Source organism: Sphingobacterium sp. ML3W (assembly GCF_029542085.1).
Classification (GTDB): Bacteria; Bacteroidota; Bacteroidia; order Sphingobacteriales; family Sphingobacteriaceae; genus Sphingobacterium.
In genome coordinates this window covers 6,131,650-6,157,573 of the sequence record NZ_CP107036.1, presented here as the reverse complement: position 1 = coordinate 6,157,573, position 25,924 = coordinate 6,131,650, and the positions used below count along the sequence as shown (strand labels likewise).

18 protein-coding genes are annotated in these 25,924 nt (G+C 36.8%); 5 read left to right on the top strand and 13 right to left on the bottom strand.

Translation table 11 applies throughout. From position 1 onward, the window contains the following. Window positions 1-72 precede the first annotated feature (72 nt). The 5 genes from OGI71_RS25415 (at window position 73) to OGI71_RS25395 (ending at window position 3,856) form a co-directional block, all read left to right on the top strand. Entirely contained in the window at window positions 73-540 is a 468-nt protein-coding gene (locus OGI71_RS25415) for a DUF1572 domain-containing protein (protein WP_282252930.1), read from the top strand. Between the two features lie 123 nt (window positions 541-663). Beyond that, a complete protein-coding gene (locus tag OGI71_RS25410) occupies window positions 664-1,230 on the top strand; it encodes a Crp/Fnr family transcriptional regulator (protein WP_282252928.1) in 567 nt (188 codons plus the stop codon). Between the two features lie 59 nt (window positions 1,231-1,289). Next, entirely contained in the window at window positions 1,290-1,871 is a 582-nt protein-coding gene (locus OGI71_RS25405) for an NAD(P)H-dependent oxidoreductase (RefSeq protein ID WP_282252927.1), read from the top strand. A gap of 130 nt (window positions 1,872-2,001) precedes the next feature. Then, window positions 2,002-3,276: an adenylosuccinate synthase gene (locus OGI71_RS25400; RefSeq protein WP_282252926.1), complete on the top strand. Its 1,275-nt coding sequence runs from the start codon at window positions 2,002-2,004 to the stop codon at window positions 3,274-3,276. A 10-nt stretch (window positions 3,277-3,286) separates the two neighbouring features. After that, the gene (locus tag OGI71_RS25395) at window positions 3,287-3,856 is read left to right on the top strand and encodes a Crp/Fnr family transcriptional regulator (protein WP_282252925.1); all 570 of its coding nucleotides are present in this window, start codon (window positions 3,287-3,289) and stop codon (window positions 3,854-3,856) included. 4 nt (window positions 3,857-3,860) lie between these two features. On the opposite strand, the gene OGI71_RS25390 is transcribed toward OGI71_RS25395, so the two are convergent. The 13 genes from OGI71_RS25390 to OGI71_RS25330 all read right to left on the bottom strand — a co-directional run bounded on the left by OGI71_RS25390 (window position 3,861) and on the right by OGI71_RS25330 (window position 25,754). Beyond that, entirely contained in the window at window positions 3,861-4,640 is a 780-nt protein-coding gene (locus OGI71_RS25390) for a hypothetical protein (RefSeq protein ID WP_282252924.1), read from the bottom strand. A 32-nt stretch (window positions 4,641-4,672) separates the two neighbouring features. Next, a complete protein-coding gene (locus OGI71_RS25385; RefSeq protein WP_282252923.1) occupies window positions 4,673-5,392 on the bottom strand; it encodes a WG repeat-containing protein in 720 nt (239 codons plus the stop codon). Continuing rightward, window positions 5,359-6,786: a hypothetical protein gene (locus OGI71_RS25380; RefSeq protein WP_282252922.1), complete on the bottom strand. Its 1,428-nt coding sequence runs from the start codon at window positions 6,784-6,786 to the stop codon at window positions 5,359-5,361. The genes OGI71_RS25385 and OGI71_RS25380 overlap by 34 nt, the downstream gene beginning before the upstream one ends. A gap of 115 nt (window positions 6,787-6,901) precedes the next feature. Beyond that, on the bottom strand, window positions 6,902-8,137 hold the full coding sequence (locus OGI71_RS25375; protein WP_282252921.1) for a porin: 1,236 nt from the start codon (window positions 8,135-8,137) through the stop codon (window positions 6,902-6,904). A 344-nt stretch (window positions 8,138-8,481) separates the two neighbouring features. After that, window positions 8,482-10,023, bottom strand: coding sequence for a RagB/SusD family nutrient uptake outer membrane protein (locus tag OGI71_RS25370; RefSeq protein ID WP_282252920.1), 1,542 nt, complete (start codon window positions 10,021-10,023; stop codon window positions 8,482-8,484). Between the two features lie 16 nt (window positions 10,024-10,039). Beyond that, the gene (locus OGI71_RS25365) at window positions 10,040-13,258 is read right to left on the bottom strand and encodes a SusC/RagA family TonB-linked outer membrane protein (RefSeq protein ID WP_282252919.1); all 3,219 of its coding nucleotides are present in this window, start codon (window positions 13,256-13,258) and stop codon (window positions 10,040-10,042) included. Between the two features lie 679 nt (window positions 13,259-13,937). After that, window positions 13,938-15,347 carry a RagB/SusD family nutrient uptake outer membrane protein gene (locus OGI71_RS25360; RefSeq protein ID WP_282252918.1) on the bottom strand — a complete coding sequence of 470 codons (1,410 nt, stop codon included), beginning with the start codon at window positions 15,345-15,347 and terminating at the stop codon, window positions 13,938-13,940. 11 nt (window positions 15,348-15,358) lie between these two features. Continuing rightward, a complete protein-coding gene (locus OGI71_RS25355) occupies window positions 15,359-18,541 on the bottom strand; it encodes a TonB-dependent receptor (RefSeq protein ID WP_282252917.1) in 3,183 nt (1,060 codons plus the stop codon). 478 nt (window positions 18,542-19,019) lie between these two features. After that, window positions 19,020-19,505: a lipid-binding protein gene (locus tag OGI71_RS25350; RefSeq protein WP_282252916.1), complete on the bottom strand. Its 486-nt coding sequence runs from the start codon at window positions 19,503-19,505 to the stop codon at window positions 19,020-19,022. A gap of 11 nt (window positions 19,506-19,516) precedes the next feature. Next, window positions 19,517-20,128, bottom strand: a complete 612-nt coding sequence (locus OGI71_RS25345) for an immunoglobulin-like domain-containing protein (protein WP_282252915.1) — start codon at window positions 20,126-20,128, stop codon at window positions 19,517-19,519. Window positions 20,129-20,150: 22 nt separating this feature from the next. Beyond that, on the bottom strand, window positions 20,151-21,650 hold the full coding sequence (locus tag OGI71_RS25340) for a SusD/RagB family nutrient-binding outer membrane lipoprotein (protein ID WP_282252913.1): 1,500 nt from the start codon (window positions 21,648-21,650) through the stop codon (window positions 20,151-20,153). A gap of 12 nt (window positions 21,651-21,662) precedes the next feature. Further along, window positions 21,663-24,833, bottom strand: coding sequence for a SusC/RagA family TonB-linked outer membrane protein (locus tag OGI71_RS25335; RefSeq protein WP_282252911.1), 3,171 nt, complete (start codon window positions 24,831-24,833; stop codon window positions 21,663-21,665). A 453-nt stretch (window positions 24,834-25,286) separates the two neighbouring features. Next, on the bottom strand, window positions 25,287-25,754 hold the full coding sequence (locus OGI71_RS25330) for a hypothetical protein (RefSeq protein WP_282252909.1): 468 nt from the start codon (window positions 25,752-25,754) through the stop codon (window positions 25,287-25,289). Between the last annotated feature and the right edge of the window lie 170 nt (window positions 25,755-25,924).

Below are 25,924 nucleotides of genomic sequence, written 5' to 3'. Positions count from 1 at the left end.
GCATTACTTTAAAAAATCTAATTTTATATCAAAAACAAAGGAATACTGATCAATAGAAAATTTTAACAGGAAATGGAAAAGCAGCTATTTATCGCAAGCAGACTTAGAGAAGTTTTATTAAATGGTTATTGGATTGCAAATACCAACTATCAAGAACAACTAGCAGATATTAGTTGGGAACAGGCTATCCTGAAGATCAACAATTTAAATACCATTGCTGCACTCACCTATCACATCAATTATTACTTAAAGGGATTGCTGGCCGCATTTGAAACGGGAAAGCTGGAAATTAATGATAAATACAGTTTTGATTTACCTGAAATAGTCAATAAGAATGATTGGGACAAACTTCGGTCTGACTTTTTTATAAATGCAGCACTTTTTGCCGATAAAGTCGAGCAGCTTAATGCCGAAATTTTTGATAAACCTTTTTTTGATGAGAAATATGGCTCCTATCTACGAAACATTGAAGGGGTAGTTGAACATAGTTACTATCATTTGGGACAAATCGTATTGATCAAGAAAATAATCACACAATGAAAAAGAAAAACAGCCTTTCAGTAACTTGTCGGCGTATTGATCTTACTGAAGGACTATCCCATAATATGTACCCTAGCAGATTTATTTTGTATTACTAAAGCAATTTATCTAAGTTTGATTTCTATGCTAGCAGCTTACTTTCAGTCTTTGGGTCTCTTCGATGAGGAAGAAATTACCCAGATAGTTCAGCTTTTTGAATATAGAAGGCTAAACAAGAATGATTTTTTTGTTAAAGAAAATCAGCGCTGTAACGAGGTTGCCTTTATCACATCCGGAATCTTTCGTTCGTATTATACAACCTCAAGTGCAGAAGACGTCACGTATTGTTTTCGATTTCCAAATAGCCTAATCGCTGCCTACTCCTCTTTTATCACCGGCGGACCAAGTATTGAAACCATGCAGGCCCTCACCCCCGCCGAACTCTGGGTCATCAAAAAAAGTACCATTGACAAACTTGCGGCTGAAAGTCTAGTATGGACAAAATACCTCAGGATGATTGCTGAACAGCAATATCTGGAACTTGAAAAACGTATCTTTCAATTGCAGAAAGAAACAGCTTTGCAACGCTATACGGTCTTGCTCCGGGATCAGCCCGAATTTGTCCGACAAATACCATTGCAGTATTTAGCGTCCTACCTGGGCATCACACAACGGCATTTAAGTCGGATCCGCAATGAGATTACTTTTTAGACATTTGTCCTATAATTCAAGTACCAACACCTCTACTTTTGTGTTATCAGAAGAATAACATGAAGAAGAAAACACTTATTATCAACGGTCACCCCAATAGGGAATCTTTCAATTTTGGTATTGTCGCAGCTTATAAAGAAGGTGCAAAAGAATCTGGAGCGGAAGTCCGTTCGATTAACATCGCAGAGCTGAATTTTAATCCCAATCTGCAGTTTGGATACCAGAAGCGAACAGAACTCGAACCAGATCTCCTGCAAGCTTGGGAAGATATCCTATGGGCCGAACATTTAGTTTGGGTGCATCCTGTATGGTGGGGTGGTCTTCCGGCTATTATGAAAGGTTTTATCGATAGACTCTTTCTACCCGGTTTTGCTTTCCAATACCGTGAAAACTCTCTTTTTTGGGACAAATTACTCAAAGGGAAATCCGCTCGGATTATAACAACCCTCGACCAGCCCGGTTGGTATTATGCCCTGGTCTATGGTAAACCGAGTGTAAATCAGCTCAAAAGATCCACCTTACTATTTTGCGGTATATCACCAGTAAAAGTCACTTACATCGGAATTATAAAGACTTCGGATCTAACAAAGCGGAATAAATGGTTATTTAAAATCAAACAACTCGGACAAAAACAAGGTTAAAAACTGATCTGGTTTCTCTTTGATCAATTTTCCAAGGAATAAACATCATCGCCTGTTTTTTTGTCAAATGGCAATTGTACCCTCCCTGTTATCCCCTAGCTTTGATCCGTAAATTCAAAACAATAGCAACATGGATATTTTAATTGGACTCCAGTGGGGAGATGAAGGAAAAGGAAAAATCATTGATCTGATCGGCCGTGATTATGACATTATTGCCCGGTTCAATGGCGGGGCAAATGCCGGGCATAGCATTTATCATAATGGCAAACGGATTACCCTTAAATTACTGCCCTCAGGAATCTTTTATCCTCATATCAAAAATATTATCGGTACTGCTGTGGTGATCGATCCTCTCGCACTCCAAGCGGAGGTGGAACAACTTCAAACCATTATTTCTGACACAGAAATAATCAATCGAATCCTAATCTCAGAGAAAGCTCATCTTGTATTGCCCACTTACAAGTACTGGGATATTTATCTGGAAGAATCACAACAATACCGCTCTATCGGAACAACAAAAAATGGCATTGCACCCACCTATTCCAATAAAATACTTCGGCAGAATGTACGCGTAGGGGATATCTTTTCCAAAGATTTCGAAACCTATGTTTTCCAAATTTTAAATAAACAGTATACCGAATTACAGGCTTTGGGGCAGGATATGCCGGCAGTACAAGAATTATATGATAATTTTCTAGAGGCATGCAGTTTTTTAAAAAAATTACAAATTATGGATACAGAAATAATCATCAATGAAGCAATTAAGAACAATAAAAAAGTACTAGCAGAAGGCGCTCAGGCTACATTATTGGACATTGATCATGGTACCTACCCCTATGTAACCTCTTCAAACACCATCGCATCCGCAGCATGTGTGGGTTTGGGCGTATCGCCTAAGCTTATCGATAAGATTTATGGTGTTACCAAAGCCTATTGTACACGCGTTGGAAACGGCATATTTCCAACGGAAATAACGGGCTCCCTTGCCGATGAGCTGCGTGAAAAAGGTAGCGAATTCGGATCCAATACCAAACGACCGCGAAGAGTGGGCTGGCTTGACCTACCTGCATTAAAATATGCTGTCATGTTAAACGGTGTGACAGATCTTGTACTGACAAAGGCAGATATCCTAAATGGAATGCCCGAAGTGCCAATTTGCACAGCATATGAGATAGATGGTGAAACAAGGATCTTAATTGCTCCGACATTTGCAGACAATGCCCCAAAGCCAATCTGGAAATTTTTAGACGGATGGAATAGCACTTTGCTTAAAATCGATCAACAGGCACAAATTCCGAAAGAACTGAAGCTATTTGTATCCTTTTTGGAAGAAGAGTTAAATATACCTATCAAATACCTGTCTACAGGACCACAACGCGAAGAATTGATTATCTTAGGTAATTAATATAAGCAATATGGAACAGCTTCTAGCGTTTATCCGAAAATTTGGGCAGCTTGATCAGCGGGAGGAAGGTCTAATCAGGCAGGCATTCGAAAAGAAGAGCATTCCAAAAGCCAACTATTTTGTCACCTGTGGAAAGGTCAACAATAGTATTGCCTTCGTAGAAAGGGGTGTATTTCGCTCCCTTTATTATAATCATAAAGGTGATGATTTTACACGATACTTTATTTACGAAGGCCGCTTTATCGGAGATTTCCAAAGTTTTCTGGATCGTACCCCGTCCAATGACTATATCGAATCTGTAACAGATGCACAGCTATGGAGTCTCGATATCCATAATTTTCTGTTGTTAGAAAAAGAAATCAAAATCTGGCCCTTATTGATGGCCAAGCTGTATGGGTTTGTCATTGAAAGCAAATTAAAAACAGCGAATACCATGATGAATCTTGATGCCAAGGAACGCTATCTGCTATTTCTAAAGCTCTATCCCGGACTGGCAAATCGTGTTCCCTTAACGATGCTGGCCTCCTATTTGGGGATTACAGCTTCTTCCTTAAGTCGTATCCGCAAAAATATCGCATAAGATTTTAGTCATATCGGGTCATTGTTCCGCGCGAACTTGGTGAGTTGTCACGGAACCACTCATCAAATTGAGGTTTGGCGATAAAGAATGTAATTTTATTTTTTGCTGAATCTTTTAATTTGTCCTTAAACAATGTAATAATCTGCTCTTTACTAAAAGTCTCTTTCGGTTCGATAGGATTACCATCGTCATCATAGGAAGGGGTATACTCCTCATTGCTCCGGTCAAATCGCAGGGGTTCTATTTCGGGCACCACAAGTTGAAATACTTTATCCTTGGTATGCCAGATCAAGTGCAATCCAGAAGAAACGCCTTCCAATTCCCGCGAATTCATTATTGCCTCAGGATTATCTGATGCAATCTGGTCCACTAGTTTATTCACATCGTCTGCGGATACATCCTCCTGCTCGGCCATCCAGGCAAAAACTTCTTTTTCTGCTAGATCTGTTAGAAGTTCAAGTGTTTTAAATTTAAAACTACCATAATCAGCCAGATTGATATCATCCTTGTTAGAGTTGACATTGTATTGTACATAATAGACTGTGCTGTCAGGAAGATCTTTTCGCTCAAGTACGATTTCATTTTCTTCCGCGTCGAGATTCACCATATCGACTTTACCTCGGAAAAGATCCTCATTGCCCAAAAACTTCTTGAGATCCACATTCATATCAACCGCTTTCAACTGCAGTGGGGCTTCTGCGTATGGCTTGACAGACTGTTTACATGCAAATATGCTAAGCGATAAGATTGCAATGCCTATAGCCCCTATCTTAGTATTTTTCATTCGTTTTGATTTTTATGTTTTCACTCACCACATTAGTTGAGATCATCAATAGAAACATTTACAACATTTCCGTCCTTGTCAAGCACAATCTCCCCCATGGTGAAATATCCTGTACCATCCTTTGAAAAGGCAACATCCAATCGTTGAGAACCATCTGGAGAAGGTGGCAACACAATTTTTTTGAAGATACCATTGTTTTTATCGATCATAAACAACTCCTCCTTTGCAGTGCGAACCAATGCATGCCCTCTGTAGAATTCAGTAATATTACTATATTGGGGCTGAATAACAATCTTTCCGTTCAGATCAACAAAACCATAGCCATCATAGTCAGAGAAAGGAATCATCCCTTCGGCACTCCGACTGATATCTACATATCTAAGGTTTGCAGGAATATCAACCCGTTTATTCATGTAATCTAGCAAAAAAGTCTCCCGACCTTTCGTGGCATATACCCAATTCGCAGTTTTCAATCCTTCAATTTTATCATATTCCATCGGAATGACTAATTTTCCGCTGGTATTTAAGACACCGAATTTATGCAACTTACTGCGTACCATAAAACTACTATCTGCAAGTATTTCAACGGCACTTAACAATGGAGTTTCAATAAGATCTCCTTGTAATGTATAGAGATCAAACGTCTCGCGTCCCCTTACTGTGTATTTTGCAACGAATAGCTTGCCCTGTCTTTCTATAGACGTATATTTAAAAGGCACTATTTCCTCTTGTCCATTACGAAGGACACCCAAATATTCCTTTTTGTTTTAAATATGGATAAGTTCGCCTCAAGCTTCCGTTCGAATCGGTAACCAGTTTTGACGGGCTCCAGCTTTTTATCTTTCACATTTAGGAAATAATCAATACTATCACTTGAGTCAAAGAAATAATCTTGACTACTACGTGTCAGTTCTTTAAAACGAGGTTCAATAATGACATTACCTATGGAATCAACAATACCATATTTCTTCTCTTTTTGGTCTAAATAGGTCATATATCCATACGAAGCAGCACGTGAAACAGGAATCCGACGTTCTGCTTTAATTGTTTCGTTCGATTTTCCAAAATACAACAAGAATTGCTTTACAGGATAAGGGAATGAGATAGAGAGTCGCTGTTCAACAGGTCCTAGGTATTCCTCATTGGATTCGATATATTCTCTAAGTTTTTTGATAACGTCAAATACGTCTGCATTTTTGTTATCACCCAATAATACTTTAAGTTCTTTCTCAATAGCTGACTGGTAGTAATTCAGCTTTTTCAAACCTTGAAACATTCCCTCAGTAAACTGCGGTTCAAAGCGGTCAAGCATGGCATCCTCTACCGCTGCGGTTTGGAATTTTTGAAACAACTGCCCAGCCGACTTCGCCTGTTTCTGAATTTCTGGATGTAATCCATAAAGAGGCATCGCTGAATAAGAATTCGATTCCACCAGTTTATCATTTGGAATTTTCCCCCGATGACCAAGATAGTTGTAATATAAATCCAGCGGCAGATCGAGTTCTATTCCCTGTGGACTAATCGTATCGATCGTTAAATCGTAGCCCATATATTTCACCGTTTTAGCATCCGGAACGATTGCTAAAGAATCCAATTCATGTGGAAGTTGATATTTTATTTCCACAAGAGCCTGACTAACGGGCAAAAGGCCAACTTTGGATGAATCAAGGGATTTATTTCCTTGGAACAATTGTTTAAATGAGGTTGAGAGCTGTCCTGTTTCCGATATATTGTCATCAGCAGCATCTAGCTCAAATGATGAATGTGGAACGCCAAAACGTTGTACAGCTTTAAGCGTGTTGGAATAGCTTTCAAATGCAGCTTTTAGTGTATCGGGATTAGGAATAACAAAGGCCTTATTTTGGATATCCATCTGATTCCAGTTTACCGTATCCCAATTAACATCCTTAGGATCACCTGAAGATAATCCCATGGAAAAGCTAAAATAAATGGTTTGCTCTTTGACTTTCGCTAGGGCGGTATCAATCAATTGGACCTGCTGTTTAAAAAAGTTCGCCCGATCCTGAGGGGAAAGCTTACGGATATGAGCCAGCATCTCTGTCCGGCTATCGAATTGTCCAATGTCTTTTTTCCCTGTACAAGAAGCAAAAAACAAGAACAATAAAAATAGGAATGTTATTCTCATGCAATTTCTCTTTTCAAAACCTAAGTCATTTATTTCACCACATGATCAAATATCCTGCCTAAGTCGAAGAGTTTGCTTTAATTTTTAAACATTCAATAAAATTAACTGGTACATTTTACCAGCGGTATAACAATCGGGTCGTAAAAACATTGTCTTTCAGATCATCAGAAAAATTCTTCAAACTCGTCTTTTCATTGGTCACATGCTCGTTATAGACAGTAAGTTTTAATCTATTACTAATCTGATAAGCGACGCCATAACCCAATGTACTAAATTTAACATCGCCGTCCGCCGTAAAATTATCAGGCATTCCTATGGTCATACCACTTGCCTTAGTATTGGGGTCGTATACATCATAGGCCAATAAAGCTGTAACCCCTGTTTTAGCAATTTCCTGGGTAAACCAAAGATAATAACCGTTAAATTTCCGTTGATATAAATCCGTCGCAGGTTGTGTCGTAAAACTTCTGCTCGCATAAGGACCTTTGATATCCGCACCTCCTGCGACACCAGGTTGATCTCCAGCCACATATTCCGTCTTGAAGCTGGATTTCCCAAAGCTATTGTCCAATTCAATTTGTAAGTTTGCGCCGTAGTAGTTTCTACCAATGGCTTTTCCTTCATTGTCATCACTGGTATGCGCAGTATAACCACTAGCGATAGCTGTGTAGTATGTTTTGGTGTCGTTGCGGACAGAACCTTTATAGAAGGAACCGCCAAATCCGAGGTGCAATCTTTTATCTGCTAGGCTATCGAATTTAAATCCCAAGTTACCGATCAGATCTTTTTTGGAATCGTAGTCTTTGGCTGAGTGGCCGCTTCCGTTTACCAGAGCCAAGTCTAGGTTGAGGAATTTCATTTTGCCTCCAGGGTGGTAGCTGACCATCCCCCCAAGGTCACGCTCTCGTGGCATTAAGGTCTGGAAAACACGTGCTCGTTCGGGGAAATCACGGTAGCCAGAAGAATAAACAATAGAATATCCGAATGGTCTATTGAAGAGGCCTGCTGTCAGACTCAGACCTTTCTGATCGGGGTGGCGCAATTGAATAAAAGCATCCATTAGCTGTACACCATCCTGTGTCGCATCGATCTGGAATACAATACTTGAATAAGTATCCACGCGATCGATCTTGAGGCGTCCACGTCGGATCATAAAACGGTTGTCGGAATTCTTGGAGAAATCACCGCCGGAGAACGAGGTTATTCCTGGTGATTGAGCCTTTTGAAACTGCGTCTGAAGGTATCCTGTGATTTTAATATCATGTGGATCATAACTTGAAGGTGCATTATTATTTTGTGCCATGGCTACCGCTGGACCAATCAGAGTTGCGAGTAAAAGTGCTTTTTTCATTGAATAACTTTTTTGTGGCAATGATATCACCGGGACTTGTAAACTGTATAAACAGATCTTCTGTCCTGATGGTTCATTGGTATTATAATAATCTCTAATATAATGAATGAATTTTAAGAGGGTTATGGTTTCTCGTTAAATATTATAAGCCCTCATATTTCACGCCGTAAAAATAGATTCCAAATGTTAAGTTAATATTAATAAATTGTTAGTCTATTAATTTATATACATAAAATTAATGATTTGATAATAATAGTCATCAATGTAAAACACATATTTCAAAAAGGTAATAAAAGACAAAAGGGTTAGCAAATTGCTAACCCTTTTTTATTCGGACAGAAATCTTATTGCTTAATTTCCGAATTAAAATCCGTCTCTTTCGCTGGAGTTACAATTTTCCAATTATTACGGTCCGTTGGCTGAATAGTTGTCGCCAATGCGCCTTGAAAATTACCACCATTTGTAAAGGATTTTCTAACTATTGGATCGCCCCATCGCTTTAGATCGAAGAAGTCGAAACCTTCACCCCACAATTCAATAGCGCGATAAAGCTTTATCTCCTGAAAAAGGTCCTGTCCTGTTTTATTACAAACGTAATTTGGATCTCTTCCCGTAGATTTGGTTAACTCATTCAACAAGGACTGAATAGTTGAAGCATCTTTGCCTTGTTTATATTTTGCTTCCGCTTCAATTAATAACATTTCTGAAGATCTGAAATTATTTAGCTGTCCTACTCCAGGCATCCCTGTTGCGTTAAATTTAAATTGCATATAGGCATAAGCTGTTGAATTAGATGGAATATCTTTATAAATATTTCTGATATATGCCAACGCAGCTTTATCTCCCTGGCCTGTCGTTGCTGTAAATGTTAATCCGGTTTTAACTGGATCAAGAAACATATCCTTCCGGATATCTGAGACAGGGATTTTATTAAACAAATCTTTACTTATTGATCGAGGATAAGTACGAACTAATGATGATGTCGAGTTATACGCTATATAAGAAAAATACGAATAGAAGAAAATTGTTTCCTGATCGCTATCAAAAACAGACCAAATCCATTCCTTATTTACTGTAGAAAAACCTGCTCTATATTCAGTGTTAGACATTAAGGGATATGATGTTCTCGCCAACGCTGCATATTTCTCAGCATTCGGAAAATCTTCTTTATTTAAAGCAGCTCTTGCAAACACAGCATAAGCAACATCTTTATTAACCTCATAATTATTAGTACTTATCCTAGTTTTACCAGAAGATTCATACAATCCGATAGCAGTATTTAGGTCACTATAAATTAAATCATAAGTCTCCTTTAATGTAGAAAGGTTCATATTTTCTAAACCTTCATGAATTCGCAGCACCACCGCGTTTGTGGCACCATTATTTGAAGACGACCAACGGTCGCCATAGAGCTGGGCCAACATCATATAGCTGTAAGCTCTAAAAGTTAACGCTTGCGCTTTAACAAATTCTTTTTCTTTAGCATCACCAGGGGTCGCATCAATTTTATCAATTATTGCATTTGCATTACCAATGATAATGTAATAATAATACCAAGGATAGTATGTATAAGTACTATTGGGATTAGCAAAATACTCTAGATTGATAACAGAACTCCAACCTGTCATTGGAATAGAAGCGTTTACTCCGCCATAAATTCCATAATACATTTTGATTGTCCCTTCGCCATTAAACCCCTGACTAATGTACTGTCGTTTCATTAATCTAGACAACCCGTTGACAGCCATTTTAGCGTTTTCAACTGATTCGAAAACGGTTTCTGGGGCAACCGTATCTGTAGGTAAACGGTCCAAATAATCTTTCTTACAACTCAATATTAGACTTGCACAAGCTAATACGAGACCAATTCTATATATATATTTCATTTCTATCTCCTTTTAATTATAACCCAATATTAACACCTAAAGAGAATGTACGATAGGGTACAAACTCGTTGTCACTTATTCCGTCAAAGCCTTGTTGAGGACTAAAGCCTTTTAATTTTGTAAATGTCGCCAGATTTTCAACTGTAAAAAACAAATTCAGACGACGCACATCCATCTTTTGTAACAAAGTTTGAGGCAATTGATAACCAAGGGAAATATTTTTGATGGACAAATAAGAACTATTCATTAAGAATCTATTCGAAATACTGCTATTATTAAATGCACTATTTTTAAAATTTACCTGCGGGATGGCATCTGGATTTATGCGATTAGCAGAGGTTAATGTCATTCCTTCAGGTGCTTGTGTCCATGCCTTAGACAGATCTTGATGTAGAGCAGATGGGGTACTACCTAAACTCATTAAGTCGATATAGGAATAGTCAAGCCCCTTACCTCCTATCGAATAGGTAAATAATCCTGTCAAGTTAAAATTTTTGTAACTGAAAGAAGTATTAAAACTTCCCATCAGATCCGGAATTGCAGAACCACTCCAATCTCTTTTAGAATAGGCCGCATTCCTAGTGTACATAACACCGTTTATTTCCTCTTGAAATTCATACCAAGCGCCAGTTTTATTCGTTGGATCAAATTGATCACTATCCGCAAAATATAAAGATTGTCCTGTAATCATATCTACACCAGCAAATTGATATAAGAAAAAGTCGTAAACAGAATGTCCTTCCATATATTTAAATGGAGAATTCAACAATCCATTTGCTTTATTTTCTTCAGGCATTTTAGTGATCTTGTTTTTGAAGAAAGTAGCATTAGTTCCAAAATTCCATCTAAAATCTTGATTTTTAATGATATCAACATCAAAAGTAAGTTCAATTCCTTTATTAGTTAGAGCACCGATATTACGAGTTACGGTTGTCGTTCCATCATTATTAGCTGAACCAATTGATGAAGCCAAATTCACATTGAATATGAGATCTTTCGATGTTTTATTAAAATATTCTACAACGAAATTCATGCGATTAAACAATCGTCCTTCCAATGCAAAGGACGTCGATTGATTCGCTTCCCATGTTAATTGCTGATTTCCAATATTCCCTTTATATAATGCTGGATTATTATTATTCTGTCCAATTGTATATAGATCCATATAATCGTAATAGCCTAAACTAGCCAAATTTCCAACATAACCGGTCGCAGCTCTTAACTTCAGAGAATTTATCCATTTCTCATTCTCAAGAAACTTTTCTTTCGATACCATCCAGCTACCTCCCACAGACCAAAAATTAGAATATCTATAATCAGGTGCTACCTGGGATGTACCATCTCTTCTAAACGCACCTTCAATAAAATATTTACCGTCATAATTATAACGGACTCTGGACAAATATGCGTCTAGTGTCTTATCATAAGAATAGTCTGTTAGTGAAGTAATCTCATTAAAATTGATTAGTTCGGGTTTACCAGCAAAAGTCTGCTTAGTTTTATATCCGTAAAGATAGTTATAAGCATAACCATAGTTTTCGTGTCCCAAGAAGACGTCCAAATTATGTACACCATTTATAGTTTTGTTGTATGTCAACTGTTGCTGTACTGTGTAGTTCTTATAATTATATACAGTTCTTGAAGCACGACCTCCATTTCCAGTGCCATCACCAATTATAGCGTTGTTATATGATTTGGACATTGTGTTTCGCAAATTGATATCACCTACAATTTTAAATTCAAAGTCTTTCAAGAATTTAAAATTTATATATGCTTGGCTATTAAAGGTGTTTCTTAATCCTCTATTTAAATTCAGTTCATTCTCCCAAATAACATGTCGTCCACCATATTGATTTCTCGAAGTTTCACCGTTATCATATATCTTGTTTTTATCTGCATCTAATACAAAATCTCCTGTGACTGCATCGTGTAGATGAACTGGATAAATTGGCGCAATATTTCGAGCAAAGTTCCATGGGTTTGTAAATCCAGATCCTTCGCCTGTTGTATTGTTACTATTTTGATGACTGGCATTAGCAGAAAAGCCTGCACTTACCCAAGATCTTGGAGTAATATTTGCACTTAATCTACCAGACAGGCGTTCAAAGTCTGAAGTTTTGATGTAGCCTTCCTCATTTAAGTAACCTACATTAAACATATAATTGCCCTTCTCATTACCACCACGACCGTTTAAACTATAATCTTGTCTATATCCCTTTCTCGATAGAGGTTTAAACCAATCTAAATCTGAGGCATAACTTCCTTTAATTTTCGCTGTTGCGTCTAGCTTCCCATTTGAGTCGAATAGTTTATCATCTGCTTTATCAAATATATTCAAGCTTAAAATTGTCGGAACCAAGTTTTTATTAGCTTCCTCATTCGCTTTATCAATTGTCCATGTTTTGTTATCCCATAAATATTGATTTCTAAGTCCTTGCCAGGCTGCTTCCATGAATTGTCTTTCATCCATTTTGTCATATTCAGGTATTCCACGTGTAAACAAACCTTGGTTTACGCTAAAATTTAATTCAGGAGCACCAGAAGTACCATTTTTCGTCGTGATCACGATGACACCATTTGCAGCACGGCTCCCATAAAGTGCAGCAGATGTTGCATCTTTTAGTACGGATACTGATGCGATATCTGCAGGATTTATATCAGATATATTTCCTCCGAAAACGACACCATCCACAACATATGTTGGAGAAGCGTCTCCATTTACGGTACCAAATCCACGAATACGAACTTCGGGATTACTTCCCGGTTCTCCATTTGAATTATTAACCATAATGCCAGGAGCTGCTCCTTCTAATACAGCAGTCACCGAACTAACCGGTCTCTTTTCAATGTCTTTGGCTGAAATACTAGATACCGCTCCTACAATAGCTTCTTTGTTCTGTTTACCATAGGCTGTTACAATGACTTCTTCCAATCCAGTTGAGCTGGTCTGTAATTGAACATTTAAAGATTTAGTACCATTTACCTTTACAGACTTATCAGCATAGCCGATAGATCGAAATATCAATACATCATTTGATTTCGCCATCATGGAATAGTTACCAGACGAATCTGTTTGAGTTGCTTTGCTACCATTTTGAATTAAAACAGTAACGTTAGAAAGTGCTGCTCCATCCTCAGATGTTACCTTACCTGACACTCTGATTTCCTGAGCATACAAGGTCGAAGTAGACATCGCAGTAGACATGAGCACAAAACTGAGTAATTTGTGTTTCATATGTTTATTTAATTAAGTATGTTTATTTCTTCATAAATATCACATAGAATTCCTATGGATTTCATTTACGTAAAAAAGCGATGAGTCTATTAGACTAATACAGTTAGCATTTAACGAAACCTTCACTGAAGTGTTAAGGTTTTGTTAAAAACAAAGATAAATGAAAATTTCATATTCGCAATATTCGATTGTTTTTTTTATTGTTTTTGTAAAAAAAATAAAAAAACAAATCAATTTTTACAATATTAACATTTACTTAATTAAATAAATAAACAAACACAATGTATTCTTTAATATTTTGGCTTTAAAAAAAAATGACAACTAAATAAGTGTTGCCTAGTTTACTACTATCAACTTAATTAAAACATAAAACGCTATTTATAAACAAAATACATCCATTCATTACAATTCCATCCGATAAAATATGGTAAATAATTTCCAGCAAAGCTTTAGTCAGCTGACCCCAAAAATATATTTATATTTATCTAAATGAATAAAATTCACAAATGATTAATAATTAGATGAGCAAATTTTAGCTGATTGAGCCCCATAATATTTAGTCCTCAAGAAAAAAAATGAAGACGGCACCAATTCTCGAGTGAGAATGGAAACGAAAAAAGGAGTAGAAAATATTAACATTTCTACTCCTTTACATGAATAATCTCAAAAAATTATTTCACTAGTAACCTGGATTTTGTACCAAATTAGGATTTCTCTGCGTTTCAGCATAAGGGAATGGAAAAATCACTTTGTTTGATCCCCACACTTGTTCGTTAAAAATTCCATGAGCCGGAATATTTCTTCCTGTTCTTAAGTACTCGTAGATTCCTTGACCTTCAAACGCCAATTCAAGTCTTCTTTCTTTCAAAATGGCGGCAATCAGTTCACTTTTATTTGATGCAGTAACTGATGTAGACGCGTCTGAACGATGTCTAACTTGATTTACTAGCGCTAAAGCCTCTACATTAACGGCGGTACCTACTTCCAAATTTGCCAAAGCCTCAGCTTTAGTTAATAATATTTCACTATATCTCAAAACTGGAGCCCAGTCACCAATACTTGAATATTTACCATTCCAAAGCCCGTCTTCATCAGCAATAAGAAGCTTTGTTCTTCTCGCGTCATTTTGTGACATTAAATTCTGAAATGCTGTACTCACCTGTATGTCAGCCCTTCCTCCCGGTGAATAATGCTGTGACAATGAATGGTTAGTATTTGGGTTATCACCTCCACTGTGAGCTACTGAAAATATACTTTCCGATGTTGTATACTCTGTAAATACTAGCTGAATATTAGTTGCCATGCTATATTCATTTGATGACGTCACTTTGTTAGCATATTCTAACGCTTTGGTATAATCCTGTTTATATAGATAAATTCTCGCTAATAAACCATTCACAGCACCTTGAGTCGCGCGCCCCACATTTGAAATACTACGTGCTCCTGAAACCTTAGGTAACATAGGCAAAGCCTCATTCAAATCCTTAATAATTTGATCGTAAACTTCCTTCACGGAATTTCTTGGTACTTGATGCGCAGTATCGAAAATATTGTTAGGATCAGTCGCCGTCAAAACAAGTGCCACACCAGGATGTGAGCCATCATTTGTAAATTTGTAAGGCTGTGCCCACGTATTTACAATATAAAAATAAGTTAAAGCGCGAATAAACTTAGCCTCCGCAATATATCTAGCCTCGTCTTCTGGTTTAGCCCTTCCTTTATACAGCTCGATATTTTTCAAAAAATAGTTTGCTTCATAAACTGTTCTATACGCAGCGACGAAAGCCGCTTGAACCATAGCATTATCCGACGTTAAATTCTCATAATTGGGCACAGAGCCAAAATATGGTCCTGCACTACAATCTATTCCACGAATATCTGCGTAAATTAATTCACGCCCTCCTAGAAAATCTCTGTTCTGAAGTGCATCATACATCCCTATAGCAGTTTTAGAAATACGATCGGCATTTAAAAAAGCTTCTTCGGGTTCTAGATAAGCATAAGGTTTCTCAAATGTCTGCTTTTGACAAGAAGAGAATAGCGATGTCAAAGCAAGAGAACCTATTAATATATATTTTAATTTTAACATGTCAAAAATTATTAAAGTGAAACATTTAATCCAAATGTATAAGTTCTAGGTTGAGGAACAGCTCTATTATCCACACCAATAGCAATATTAGAGTTATTTCGATTCGAATTAACTTCGGGATCTTGCCCCTTATACCCCGTAATAATAAATGGATTGTAAACTTGAGCAAATAATCTCAGATTTTTTATACCTGCTCTATTCAAAGTTTCATTTGCAAAATTATACCCAAGACTTATTGTTCTAACACGAAGGAAATCGCCCTTCTCCAAAAATCTATCTGAAGCTCTAGAGTGTGTATTATCGGTTAAGAATAAACGAGGGATATCTGTTTTTTGTCCAGGAGTGGTCCAGCGATCAAGGATCTCTGTTGTATTATTTAGGAATTGGTTTGTCAACAAAGAACTTCTGGTTGTATTATAGATATAGAAACCGCCAGTATAAACTAATGAAACCCCAAAATCAAATTTTTTATAGGTAATATTGTTGTCTAATCCACCATAATATTTAGGCAACCCGCTCTTATCAAGGTAAACAGCGTCATCTCCAACTAATCCCGCAATCTTTTTACCATCTTGAGTCCAAGTTTGCGTATCTGGATTAAACATTTTTATATTTCCATCTTTGCCATACCACATTGGATTACCCGTTTGCTCATCAACTCCAGCCCATCGAACTAATTTATAGGTTCCCAATGATCGACCAACGCTTGCAACAGAGTTACCATCAATAATATCAGTATTTTCTGTTACTAATGATTTAATTTTATTACTAATTGCTGTAAAATTGAATGAGGTATTCCAAGTAAAGTCTCCACGTTCCATTGTTTTCATATTGAACGTAAATTCTATACCTTTATTTGTCATCGCACCAATATTGGTAAAAACAGCACCTGGTGCCCCTAAGACTGTTGACGGAACACCTGTCGTATAAAGAGGTTCAGCCTTCAATACAAGACCTGAAATATTATTGTAGAAATAGTCGATTACAAAATTGAATCTATTGTTAGCGATATTAAAATCCAAACCTACATCATATTTGTCAGAAGTCTCCCATTTTAAGTTCGGATTTCCAATCTGATAAGCTGAAAATCCATTTAAAGATGCATAAGCTCCCCCTTGGTATAAGTCCCTAGATGCATATGAATCGATCCCCCTTGAATTACCAACCCGGCCATAACTTGCTCTAAGTTTCAAATAAGAAAGCCAATCATATTGTTTAGCAAAATCCTCTTCAGATGCAACCCAACCAAGTGAAGCAGATGGAAAGTAACCCCATTTCGAGTTTCTACCAAAAGCTGAAAATGCATCGGCACGTATTGCTAAATCAACTAAATATTTATTTTTAAATCCATAGCCAACTCTTGAGAAATAAGATTCCAACCCATTAGAGAATAAACCACCACCAGACAGTAACATAATATCAGAGGTACCAGGTTCTGTACCAGTATAAGTATTATCAAGAATATCAGTAAAGTAGATATCACCAACATTGCTTGCCCCTGCATATACATTCTTTTCCTTTGTAAATTGGTATTCAGATCCTAAAGTAACTGATAGGCGATGATCTTCTGCAAAAGTTTTGTCATAATTCACATAGTTTTGCCACACCCATTGGTTTCGATTTCTAAAATTGTCTTGGATTAATGTATTATATGCAGTTCCCAATCCACCTATATTTGGATGACTATATTGATGTTCGTAATTATTTAAGTAATCAATACCAAATTTACTTGTAAATTTTAATCCAGTTATTGGTTGAACTTCGATGTAACCATTTGCTAGGATTTGCTCAGGTGTATTTTGATTTAATTGGGACATCAAAGTAGCAACAGGGTTTGCCACATTTCCAATCAATCCTACGGGGGTATTATTTGCAACTAAACTGGAAGTATTATTTCCATTGCCAAGGTATCCATTTCCACCTAAATTATATCCTATTATATTATTGGGATTACGGACAGCAACTATTGGGGATGCATTGAGTGCTGCAACGGTCGCTCCAGCTATATATCGATCGGTTAAAATACCGTCATTGACTGTCTTTGAATACGATAAAGAGACACCTGCTTTCAACCACTTAGCTGGTTTAATATCGCCATTTATCCTTACTTGTCCGGACTTAAGTTGATTTTTTAAAATAATACCTTTTTGATCTAAATATCTCGCTGAAGCATAAAAGTTTCCTTTTTCATTTCCTGAACTTAATGACACAGAATTATCATAACCTATTCCAGTGCGATAAACTTCGTCTAGCCAATTAGTTCGATCATTTACTCCATCTCCATCAATATCGCTTTCTTTTGCGATAATCTTCACCCCACCAAATTTGGATGCAGCATTTCTAGCTTTCTCATTATTAATTTCAATAAATTGATCGCCATTTAATAAATCCAATAATTTTGAAGCTTTACTAGACGTCACTTTAGATTCAAAGCTAATACTGGACACCCCACTTTTCCCTCTTTTTGTATTTATAAGAATTACCCCATTTGCAGCTCTGGAACCATATAATACCGCAGCAGCAGCGTCTTTTAAAACTTCAATAGATTCGATATCATTGCTATTGATTAAGGCCATTGGATTAAACCGAGTTCCATCACCACTATTAAATGTGTTAACATTTTCAACAGCATTCATTGGAACGCCATCAATTACATACAAAGGGAGGGAGCTTGAAGAGATTGAATTGACTCCTCGAATCCTAACAGACATACCATCACCTAAAGTACCCCCTGTCGAACCAATTTGTACACCTGCCATTTTACCAGACATAGCTTGTTCAAAGCTTAAAGTTGGTTCAGCAGCAATTTTGTCTCCTTTAATAGAACCCTGCGAACCAGTCAAATCTTTGATTTGTCTTTGACCATAACCAGTCACGACAACCTCTTCCAATTCTCTATTAGAATCATCCAAAGTCACATTAAAGGCAGACTGTCCTTCCTTAACGATTATTGTTTTATCTGCAAATCCTACCGAACGGAATACAATTACTTTGCCTGTTGGCACAGATAATGAATAATTACCATTCGAATCTGTTTGAGTAGCTGTGCTCGATCCTTGTACTGCGATTGTAACACCCGCCAATGGCTTGCCATCAGCACCAGTTACACGACCACTTACTTTCTTCTCTTGCGCGAACGCTACTGAAGTCAGGATCATACTACCCACGAAAAAACTGAGTAATTTGTGTTTCATATGTTTACGTTTATTTAAATTAATATATTTACTTAGCTATGAAGAAAACACTTTGGCTAGTTTTTTACTTTCCAATAATTTAAGTGTGATTTCTAGTTAGTCCATATTGTTAATCATTGGGCGGCCCTAATGTTAAAAATATGTCAAACAAATATTAAAATATATTTTCACTTTTGCAATGCGTACATAATATTTTTAGAATAAAATTTCACGAAATAAAACATAATCAACACATAAACAAATAATTACACCATAAAAAAAATAATTTTTAATTGTAACAGCAGTACAAAATTATTTTTTCATGATCGATTAGCAGCTCAAGTACACAAAGTAATTAATAGCAGGAAAAGATATAACCTGATAAAAAAATACAGATTTAAATATACTATATTTCAAAAAAAAGCACAGTAACGAAACAATATCATCATTACTGTGCTTGAAAAGGTAAAAAGTATAAAGCCTAAAAGATCAAATCTTTTTAATGCTCATCTTCCAAAAATCCTGTCCTTTTATAACCTGAAAGAATGTACTCGGTTCCAGGATCATCTGAAAATTCAATTTTCATATAAATGGAATCAGTAGGGGTTTTTGAGCCTGGCCCTTTAGCTGCTCCTTCGAGAATTTTACCATCAACATCGAAGGTAATATTATTATAAACTTCTTTCACTTTTGTTCCCTTAAAAGTGAGACTATTTAAATCCAATGTTACAAGACCTTTCATTTCCCAAAAGGTCTTCAAATCATCTAACCAAAGCTCATCTGACTTGTTTGCTGCAGAATTATAAGTCGCAAAATGAAGGTAATCTGCATGGAACGTCTTTCCTCCATCATCGGAGTATCTGACAAACCAATCACCCGAAGCTTTTTGCGTAGCTGTGCCCCCAATCTCTTCTTCTTTCTGACAAGAAGCTATTACCCCTCCCAAGATAAGGAGGAAAAAAAATGTTATATTTTTGATTTTCATAATATTGCAATTTAATTTTTCACCCAAATTCTAGCTCTATTAGATATTCCCTGATCCAACAAATCAACTATCAAAGTCATTTCATTCCCATCTATTTTTCCTGTACCCTGAACTCTTCCAAAGCCGCTTAGCTGAGACAGTGGTAATGTTAAATCAACGCCATTAGTAGACAATATGTATGCTGGAATAACACTTGCCCCCCAGACATTACCAAACGTATAAAATCCAGGAGCCAATTTAGTCATTGTTGTTGTAAAGGTCGGATTAGCCTTATAGAAAAAGCCTCCTGATATATCTACAGTTGGTGTAGATGGCAACACCGCAACATACCTCTTTACACTTCCAGGAAAATTATCACTATTTATTGCCGAGTATGTTATTTCATAAACACCAGTCTTAGACTCGTCAACAACTCCCCTAGTAATAATTTCAAGGCTCTTCTCGCCTTCTTTTGCTGATACACCTTGTTCGACATATTTCTGCCCAACGACCAAAGATTGATATTGGTTACCCTTCATATCAAAGTCAGCAAAAGTTGTCACAAACGATACATTTTCAGTATCTTTCTTACATGAGGTAAAAAGTACTGCAAACACGGTTATAATTATTAGATATCTTTTCATATAGAATTACTTTAGAATGTAATTATTTTTTATCCCACCAAATTTTGTTTGTAATTGGAACAATTGGAGGAGTATTGGTATTCGTTTTTCTCTCACTATCTGGAAGAACAATACGTTTAGGTAGCGCATTACCAATTTTACTTGTTTTAGAAACTACGAATTGTCCTGGTATATAATTCAAATCAGTAGAATATACTATACTAGTCTTAGGGTAACCAGTCCTATTTTTTTCGATAAAACCTTCGAGAGCCTGATTCCCAGGAAGAGAAGCCCATTTTTGAACAATAATCTGTTCGAGTTTCTCTTCGAAAGTCCCACCCATTTTATACTTATAGTTTCCGGCTAACAAAGTAGAAGCAGCAGATTCAAAACCCGCATCTCTAAAAGCTGCAGTAACACCTGACTCATATGCGTCCTTTCCACCATTACCTCCGAAATATCTTTCTCGTGCTTCTGCTTGTAAGAAATATGATTCTGCTGAAGAGATAAACTTAGCATCTGCATTTGCTGCAATCTTTGCTACGGAAACATTTGCTAAAGAAGGATCTGGATTAGCGTAATCACCTTGGTTATTGCCTAAAAATGGATTAGATCCAATTTTAGAAAAATAAAAGTCAATCCGTGGATCTCCATTTGCCTGCAACCAGCTAATAAAGGTTTTACTTGCCCGCAAATTGGTATTAATATTTAATTTTCTGAAGTTAAACTCATACAACGGATTGCTTTTATTTTCAGCATTTTCGAAGCCTTTCATTGAAGCATCGATAGTTAAGAACTTTGCCCCCGAAGAATAAAGCGCTTTAATACCTGCTTCGGCCTCCGCGGGTTGCGCATAAGCCATTCTTAAGTAAAACTTTAGCTTAAGCGTATTGGCAAAAGCTACCCATGAATCCATATTACTTTCCCAGCCCCTTGTTCTATCCCCAAAGACTAGATCGCCAACAGCAACTCCCCCTTGCGTGATATCGCCTGATAGAGCAGCATCAATTTCGGCAAGCAAGCCTTTATAAACAGTGTAACCATCTTCATACTTAGGCTGCAAATTATTTGCTCCTTGAAAGGCTTCAGAGTACGGCAATTGATCGTAAATATCTAATAGCATCTGATAAGTATAGGCTTTCATTACAGTTCCCATCAAGACAAATTTCGGCTTGTTCAATTCCTTTGCTTTATTAATAACGAAATTATAATCGTTCAATCCTCCAGCAAACGCTTCAGCAAAGGAATTATTAAAATCAGAAGAGTTGATTTCATAAGCGTCAATAGTTCTATATTGTGCAGCAACTGGACTTTGCGTCCAATACTGCGACCAAATACCTCCCAATATCGCATATTCTGTACCAATCGACCCTGCCGTAGATGCCACTGCTGCCGGAAACACCAATTCAGGTGTTCCTTGCTCTAACGATCCATTGTTTGGATCCGTATTAATATCCAAAGCTTTGTCACAACTGACAATTCCCCCCCCTAAAAGGGCTACTAAAAGATATATCTTAGTTTTATTTAATATATTTAATTTCATAACGTCTAAATTTTAGAATGACACTTTTAAAGACGCGCCGTAGGAACGTGTCGTAGGTCCTGCACCAAATTCCCCCAATTCGCCTCTTAAGTCATTATTGTATGTACTTGCATCAGGATCAATAACTGTATTAGATTTTGGTAGCCATAAGAATAGGTTTCTACCATATACACCTAATGATACACGATCAGCTTTAATCTTCGCTGCAATAGATTTTGGCAAGTTATACGATAGAGTAACATCTCTCAACCGAAGAGAAGTTTTATCTAATACCGAATTTCTTGAAACCGACTGTGTATTTTGTCCATTACTCCAATAATTAGCTATATCTCCATACGCAATTGGTGTAGTATTTTCTTGATATCCTACAACCTTATCTCCATCTTTAATCTCGTTTACAGAACCAGGAATAATGTAGGTATTACGATCATTATATGTTGTACGTTGTGCGTTTCCAACAAAATAGTTCAATTGAGAAGTATAAGACCAGAACTGTCCACCTTTTCTAAAGTCGAAAGAGAACCCCAATGCCCAATCTTTATACTTAAATGTATTTACCAAGCCCATTGTATAATCTCGTTGACTCGTTCCATATTCCACTTTTTCGTCGGCTTGCAAAGGAAGACCATTATCAGGATTTACGATGATGTTACCGTTCGGATCAGTTTTTTCAGTTGGACCTTTAAAAACTCCAAGCGGTCTGCCTTTGATGGCTACGAAATCAACGTCATATCCAGAAAAAATAGATACTTGTTCTAAACCATCGGGTAATTCAAGCACTTTATTCCTGTTTTGAGCGAAAGTATAAGTCATATCCCAACTAAACTTATCAGTTTTCACTGGAGTACCTGATAAGGTTAACTCATAACCTCTATTACGGACCAACCCAAAGTTTGCAACCTGAAATGTATATCCAGAAGTCGCTGCGATTGGAATACTCAAAATTTGACCGTCGGTTTCTTTATTATAAAACGTAAAATCAACTCCTAAACGATTATTAAGAAATTTTAATTCCGTTCCAAATTCATACTCTGTCGTCAATTCAGGCTCTAGATTATTATTTCCAATTGTATTTCCTAATTCAAAAGCTGTTACACCTCCGACAGGAAATATAACATTTCCAAAGCCCATTGCCACGTTACCAGGCGTCAACACAGATTGCAAAAGATAAACATTCGCATCGTTACCTGTCCTACCAATACTTGTTCTAAATTTTGCAAAACTCACACCGTAGGGCTTAAGATCCGTTAAATCGGATAAAACAAAACTCAGATTAGCTGCAGGATAGAAAAAAGTATTCTTTCCGATAGGAAGTGTTGAAGACCAATCTTTCCTTGCATTCAAGGTTAAAAACAAATAATTTCTATAACCAAAGTTCGCTTGTGCATAAGCCCCCATTAATCGCCTTTTGGTGATATTTACCGTTGTAACAGGTGCATTTGAAGAATTTGACAGGTAATAAAAATTAGGTATTGTTAGACCAGCAACCGATGAATTATGAAGTCGAGTCTCTCGCTGATTAAAATTATAGCCCAATAATCCATCAAAAGTAAGATCTTCTAAGATATTTTTCTTGAAATTCAATAAGAAATCTCCATTTATTTCCCCTAGGTAATTACTATCCTCTGTAACACCACCAACATCAGCTTGCCTAGATGAATTAGGACTAGTGGGATCCGGTCTACTAATTGCCTGCCAATCCTTAATTCTTACATTGGTCAAATCCGCTCCAACACGAGCTGTCGCCGATAACCAATCCGTAAACTCATAATTTAATTCAGTGTTTCCGTAAAAACGATCACTGTTATAGTTGTTCCCATTTTCATTTAATACGAAATAAGGGTTTTGAGCATAAGGAGTAAAATAATTATCTAAATTATTAAAAATATACTTATAATCTTTAAAATCTATAATACTCATATCTCTCGGAATTTGAATCAATTCCTGAAACATTGTTGCGCCTGTATTCGACCCTTGACCAGTAGCAACAAATTTCTGGTGACGATTTACATAGTTCAATGAAGCGGACGCTTTAAACTTATTATAAACTGTACTTCCACGCAGACTTACCGAATTCCTTCCATAAGAATCAGCATCAGTTGGAACAATACCATTACTAGAAATATTACCATATGATAAATAGAAAGTCGAAGCCTCAGTTCCTCCACTTACGGCTACGTTAGTATTATATTCACTTCCTGTTGTATAGAAATCACGAATATTATTTTTTAAACCAACATAAGGTTTGACTTGTTGTTGATTATTAACAACATTTCCCCAAAGCCGATCAATGCCATCAAATTTTGGTCCCCACGAACCATTCTCTATATATGAAAACACACCGGACCAGCCTTGGCCAAAAGTGTTTTGTAATTTCGGCAGCATTAGAATACTTGAATACGTTGCTGAAGTACCTAAATCGACTTTTATCTTGCCCGCTTTTCCTTTTTTTGTGGTTATTACAATTACACCATTTGCAGCACGAGAACCGTATAAACTTGTTGCGCCAGCTCCTTTAAGAATATTAATGGATTCAATATCATCAGGGTTGATGTCATTAGCTTGGTTTCCGAAATCAGCTGACCTTGTAGATCCTGCAGAGCCTAAAGAAGTATTATTGACTGGAACACCATCAATAACATACAACGGTTGATTATTTCCTCCAATAGAAGAATATCCACGTAATATCACCTTAGTTGAAGCCCCAGGAGCTCCGGATTGAGAAGTAATTGTTGCTCCAGCAATCTTGCCTTGAAGCCCATCAAACATACTCACAGGAGAAGTTCTGGTTATCTCTTCATTATTGATATTTGTGGTAGCATAACCTAAAGATTTACTCTTTCTTGAAATACCTACAGCAGTTACAACTACCTCATCAAGAGCATGATCATCATTACTAAGTGAAATATTAAAAGCTGATTGTCCTTCTTTAACGATTAATGTTTTATCGCTGTATCCGATTGAGCGAAAGACCAAAACTTTTCCATTAGGTACGGATATGGAATAATTTCCATTTGCATCCGTTTGAGTAGCAACATTTGATCCTTGAACTGCGATTGTCACTCCAGCTAGCGGTTTTCCATCAGCCCCTGTAACGTGACCACTCACCTTCCTCTCTTGGGCGAATGCCACAGAAGTTAAGATCATACTACCCACGAATAAACTGAGTAATTTGTGTTTCATATGTTTATGTTTATTAAAAGATGTCTATTGTTCTTTGGCAAAGATTATGGTTAGTAATATGCTTTCCAATAATTTATATAAGTGTTTATAGTTAGTAACATGCTTTTCACCAGATTGTTTCCGTTTGTTAAAAAATGTTAAATACAAATTTATAACTTTTTTCAACTTTTGCAATGCTAGCATAATTTTGTGAGAACAATTACTTTACAAACAAACGCAAGTAACTGAATAATAAGCTCTTATTTTTCACAATAAATTCATCACAAAGTAACATTGTTAATTGCCGAACTATATTTCTAAAACGATAGTGTGTATAGAAAGTAATCTAATTTCCTAGTGAAGCCCATCCATGACATACTAAAGCTGGTAGTAACTTGTAACGTAATTCTCATCAAAGTACTATGAAAACCGAAGACCGCCTTTAAGCCTACCCAAGAAAACAATTTTCCTATCTTATTTTACTCTCCCGTCATTTCCATCTAATAGCCGCATGGCTACTCTATCACGTTTATCCTCAGGACAGAAGCTGATCATCCCTTTCTCTTCATGAAGCAACACACCTGCCTGGCGGATGGCACTGTACACTTCTTCCCTTCCGCTCTGATAGCAGATCGATACCGAGATGTGCTTATTATTGGGGATGCAGTCCCATATTTTGATCGTAAACCCCTCCCAGCGGCTCATTTCATCAACAAAAGCACGCAGCGGCATGCCTTTATAGATGCGGATTTTTCGAGTCCACATCTTGGCTTCTTTGAAATCCTGGTTTGCCACATAGCTCATTGTATCACGGGGATGCTGATTTTTATCTGCATATTTAGCTCCAACATACACAAAGTCCCCCGGGCAGACTACGGACTTAGCTTTTTTCAGGCTATGAGAATAAATTGCTAAGGTTCCATCATTTAATATGGCCTTCATATTGCTAGTATCCGATCGAATTAGTCGGCCCGATTGACTGTGACTTTGCCTTTTTCAGTACCAATTATCAACGGAGCACTACTAGAACAGTTATTGACATCAACATAAGCCTCTCCTTTTATGTACACTACTGTTAAGTTCCCTTTTTGGATCGGATAGCTTAATCGAGA

What these genes read in the sequence shown, in the direction of transcription:
- OGI71_RS25415 (WP_282252930.1), top strand. Translation starts at nt 73, where the DNA reads ATGGAAAAGCAGCTATTTATCGCAAGCAGACTTAGAGAAGTTTTATTA.
- OGI71_RS25410 (WP_282252928.1), top strand. Translation starts at nt 664, where the DNA reads ATGCTAGCAGCTTACTTTCAGTCTTTGGGTCTCTTCGATGAGGAAGAA.
- OGI71_RS25405 (WP_282252927.1), top strand. Translation starts at nt 1,290, where the DNA reads ATGAAGAAGAAAACACTTATTATCAACGGTCACCCCAATAGGGAATCT.
- OGI71_RS25400 (WP_282252926.1), top strand. Translation starts at nt 2,002, where the DNA reads ATGGATATTTTAATTGGACTCCAGTGGGGAGATGAAGGAAAAGGAAAA.
- OGI71_RS25395 (WP_282252925.1), top strand. Translation starts at nt 3,287, where the DNA reads ATGGAACAGCTTCTAGCGTTTATCCGAAAATTTGGGCAGCTTGATCAG.
- OGI71_RS25390 (WP_282252924.1), bottom strand. Translation starts at nt 4,640, where the DNA reads ATGAAAAATACTAAGATAGGGGCTATAGGCATTGCAATCTTATCGCTT.
- OGI71_RS25380 (WP_282252922.1), bottom strand. Translation starts at nt 6,786, where the DNA reads ATGAGAATAACATTCCTATTTTTATTGTTCTTGTTTTTTGCTTCTTGT.
- OGI71_RS25375 (WP_282252921.1), bottom strand. Translation starts at nt 8,137, where the DNA reads ATGAAAAAAGCACTTTTACTCGCAACTCTGATTGGTCCAGCGGTAGCC.
- OGI71_RS25370 (WP_282252920.1), bottom strand. Translation starts at nt 10,023, where the DNA reads ATGAAATATATATATAGAATTGGTCTCGTATTAGCTTGTGCAAGTCTA.
- OGI71_RS25365 (WP_282252919.1), bottom strand. Translation starts at nt 13,258, where the DNA reads ATGAAACACAAATTACTCAGTTTTGTGCTCATGTCTACTGCGATGTCT.
- OGI71_RS25360 (WP_282252918.1), bottom strand. Translation starts at nt 15,347, where the DNA reads ATGTTAAAATTAAAATATATATTAATAGGTTCTCTTGCTTTGACATCG.
- OGI71_RS25355 (WP_282252917.1), bottom strand. Translation starts at nt 18,541, where the DNA reads ATGAAACACAAATTACTCAGTTTTTTCGTGGGTAGTATGATCCTGACT.
- OGI71_RS25350 (WP_282252916.1), bottom strand. Translation starts at nt 19,505, where the DNA reads ATGAAAATCAAAAATATAACATTTTTTTTCCTCCTTATCTTGGGAGGG.
- OGI71_RS25345 (WP_282252915.1), bottom strand. Translation starts at nt 20,128, where the DNA reads ATGAAAAGATATCTAATAATTATAACCGTGTTTGCAGTACTTTTTACC.
- OGI71_RS25340 (WP_282252913.1), bottom strand. Translation starts at nt 21,650, where the DNA reads ATGAAATTAAATATATTAAATAAAACTAAGATATATCTTTTAGTAGCC.
- OGI71_RS25335 (WP_282252911.1), bottom strand. Translation starts at nt 24,833, where the DNA reads ATGAAACACAAATTACTCAGTTTATTCGTGGGTAGTATGATCTTAACT.
- OGI71_RS25330 (WP_282252909.1), bottom strand. Translation starts at nt 25,754, where the DNA reads ATGAAGGCCATATTAAATGATGGAACCTTAGCAATTTATTCTCATAGC.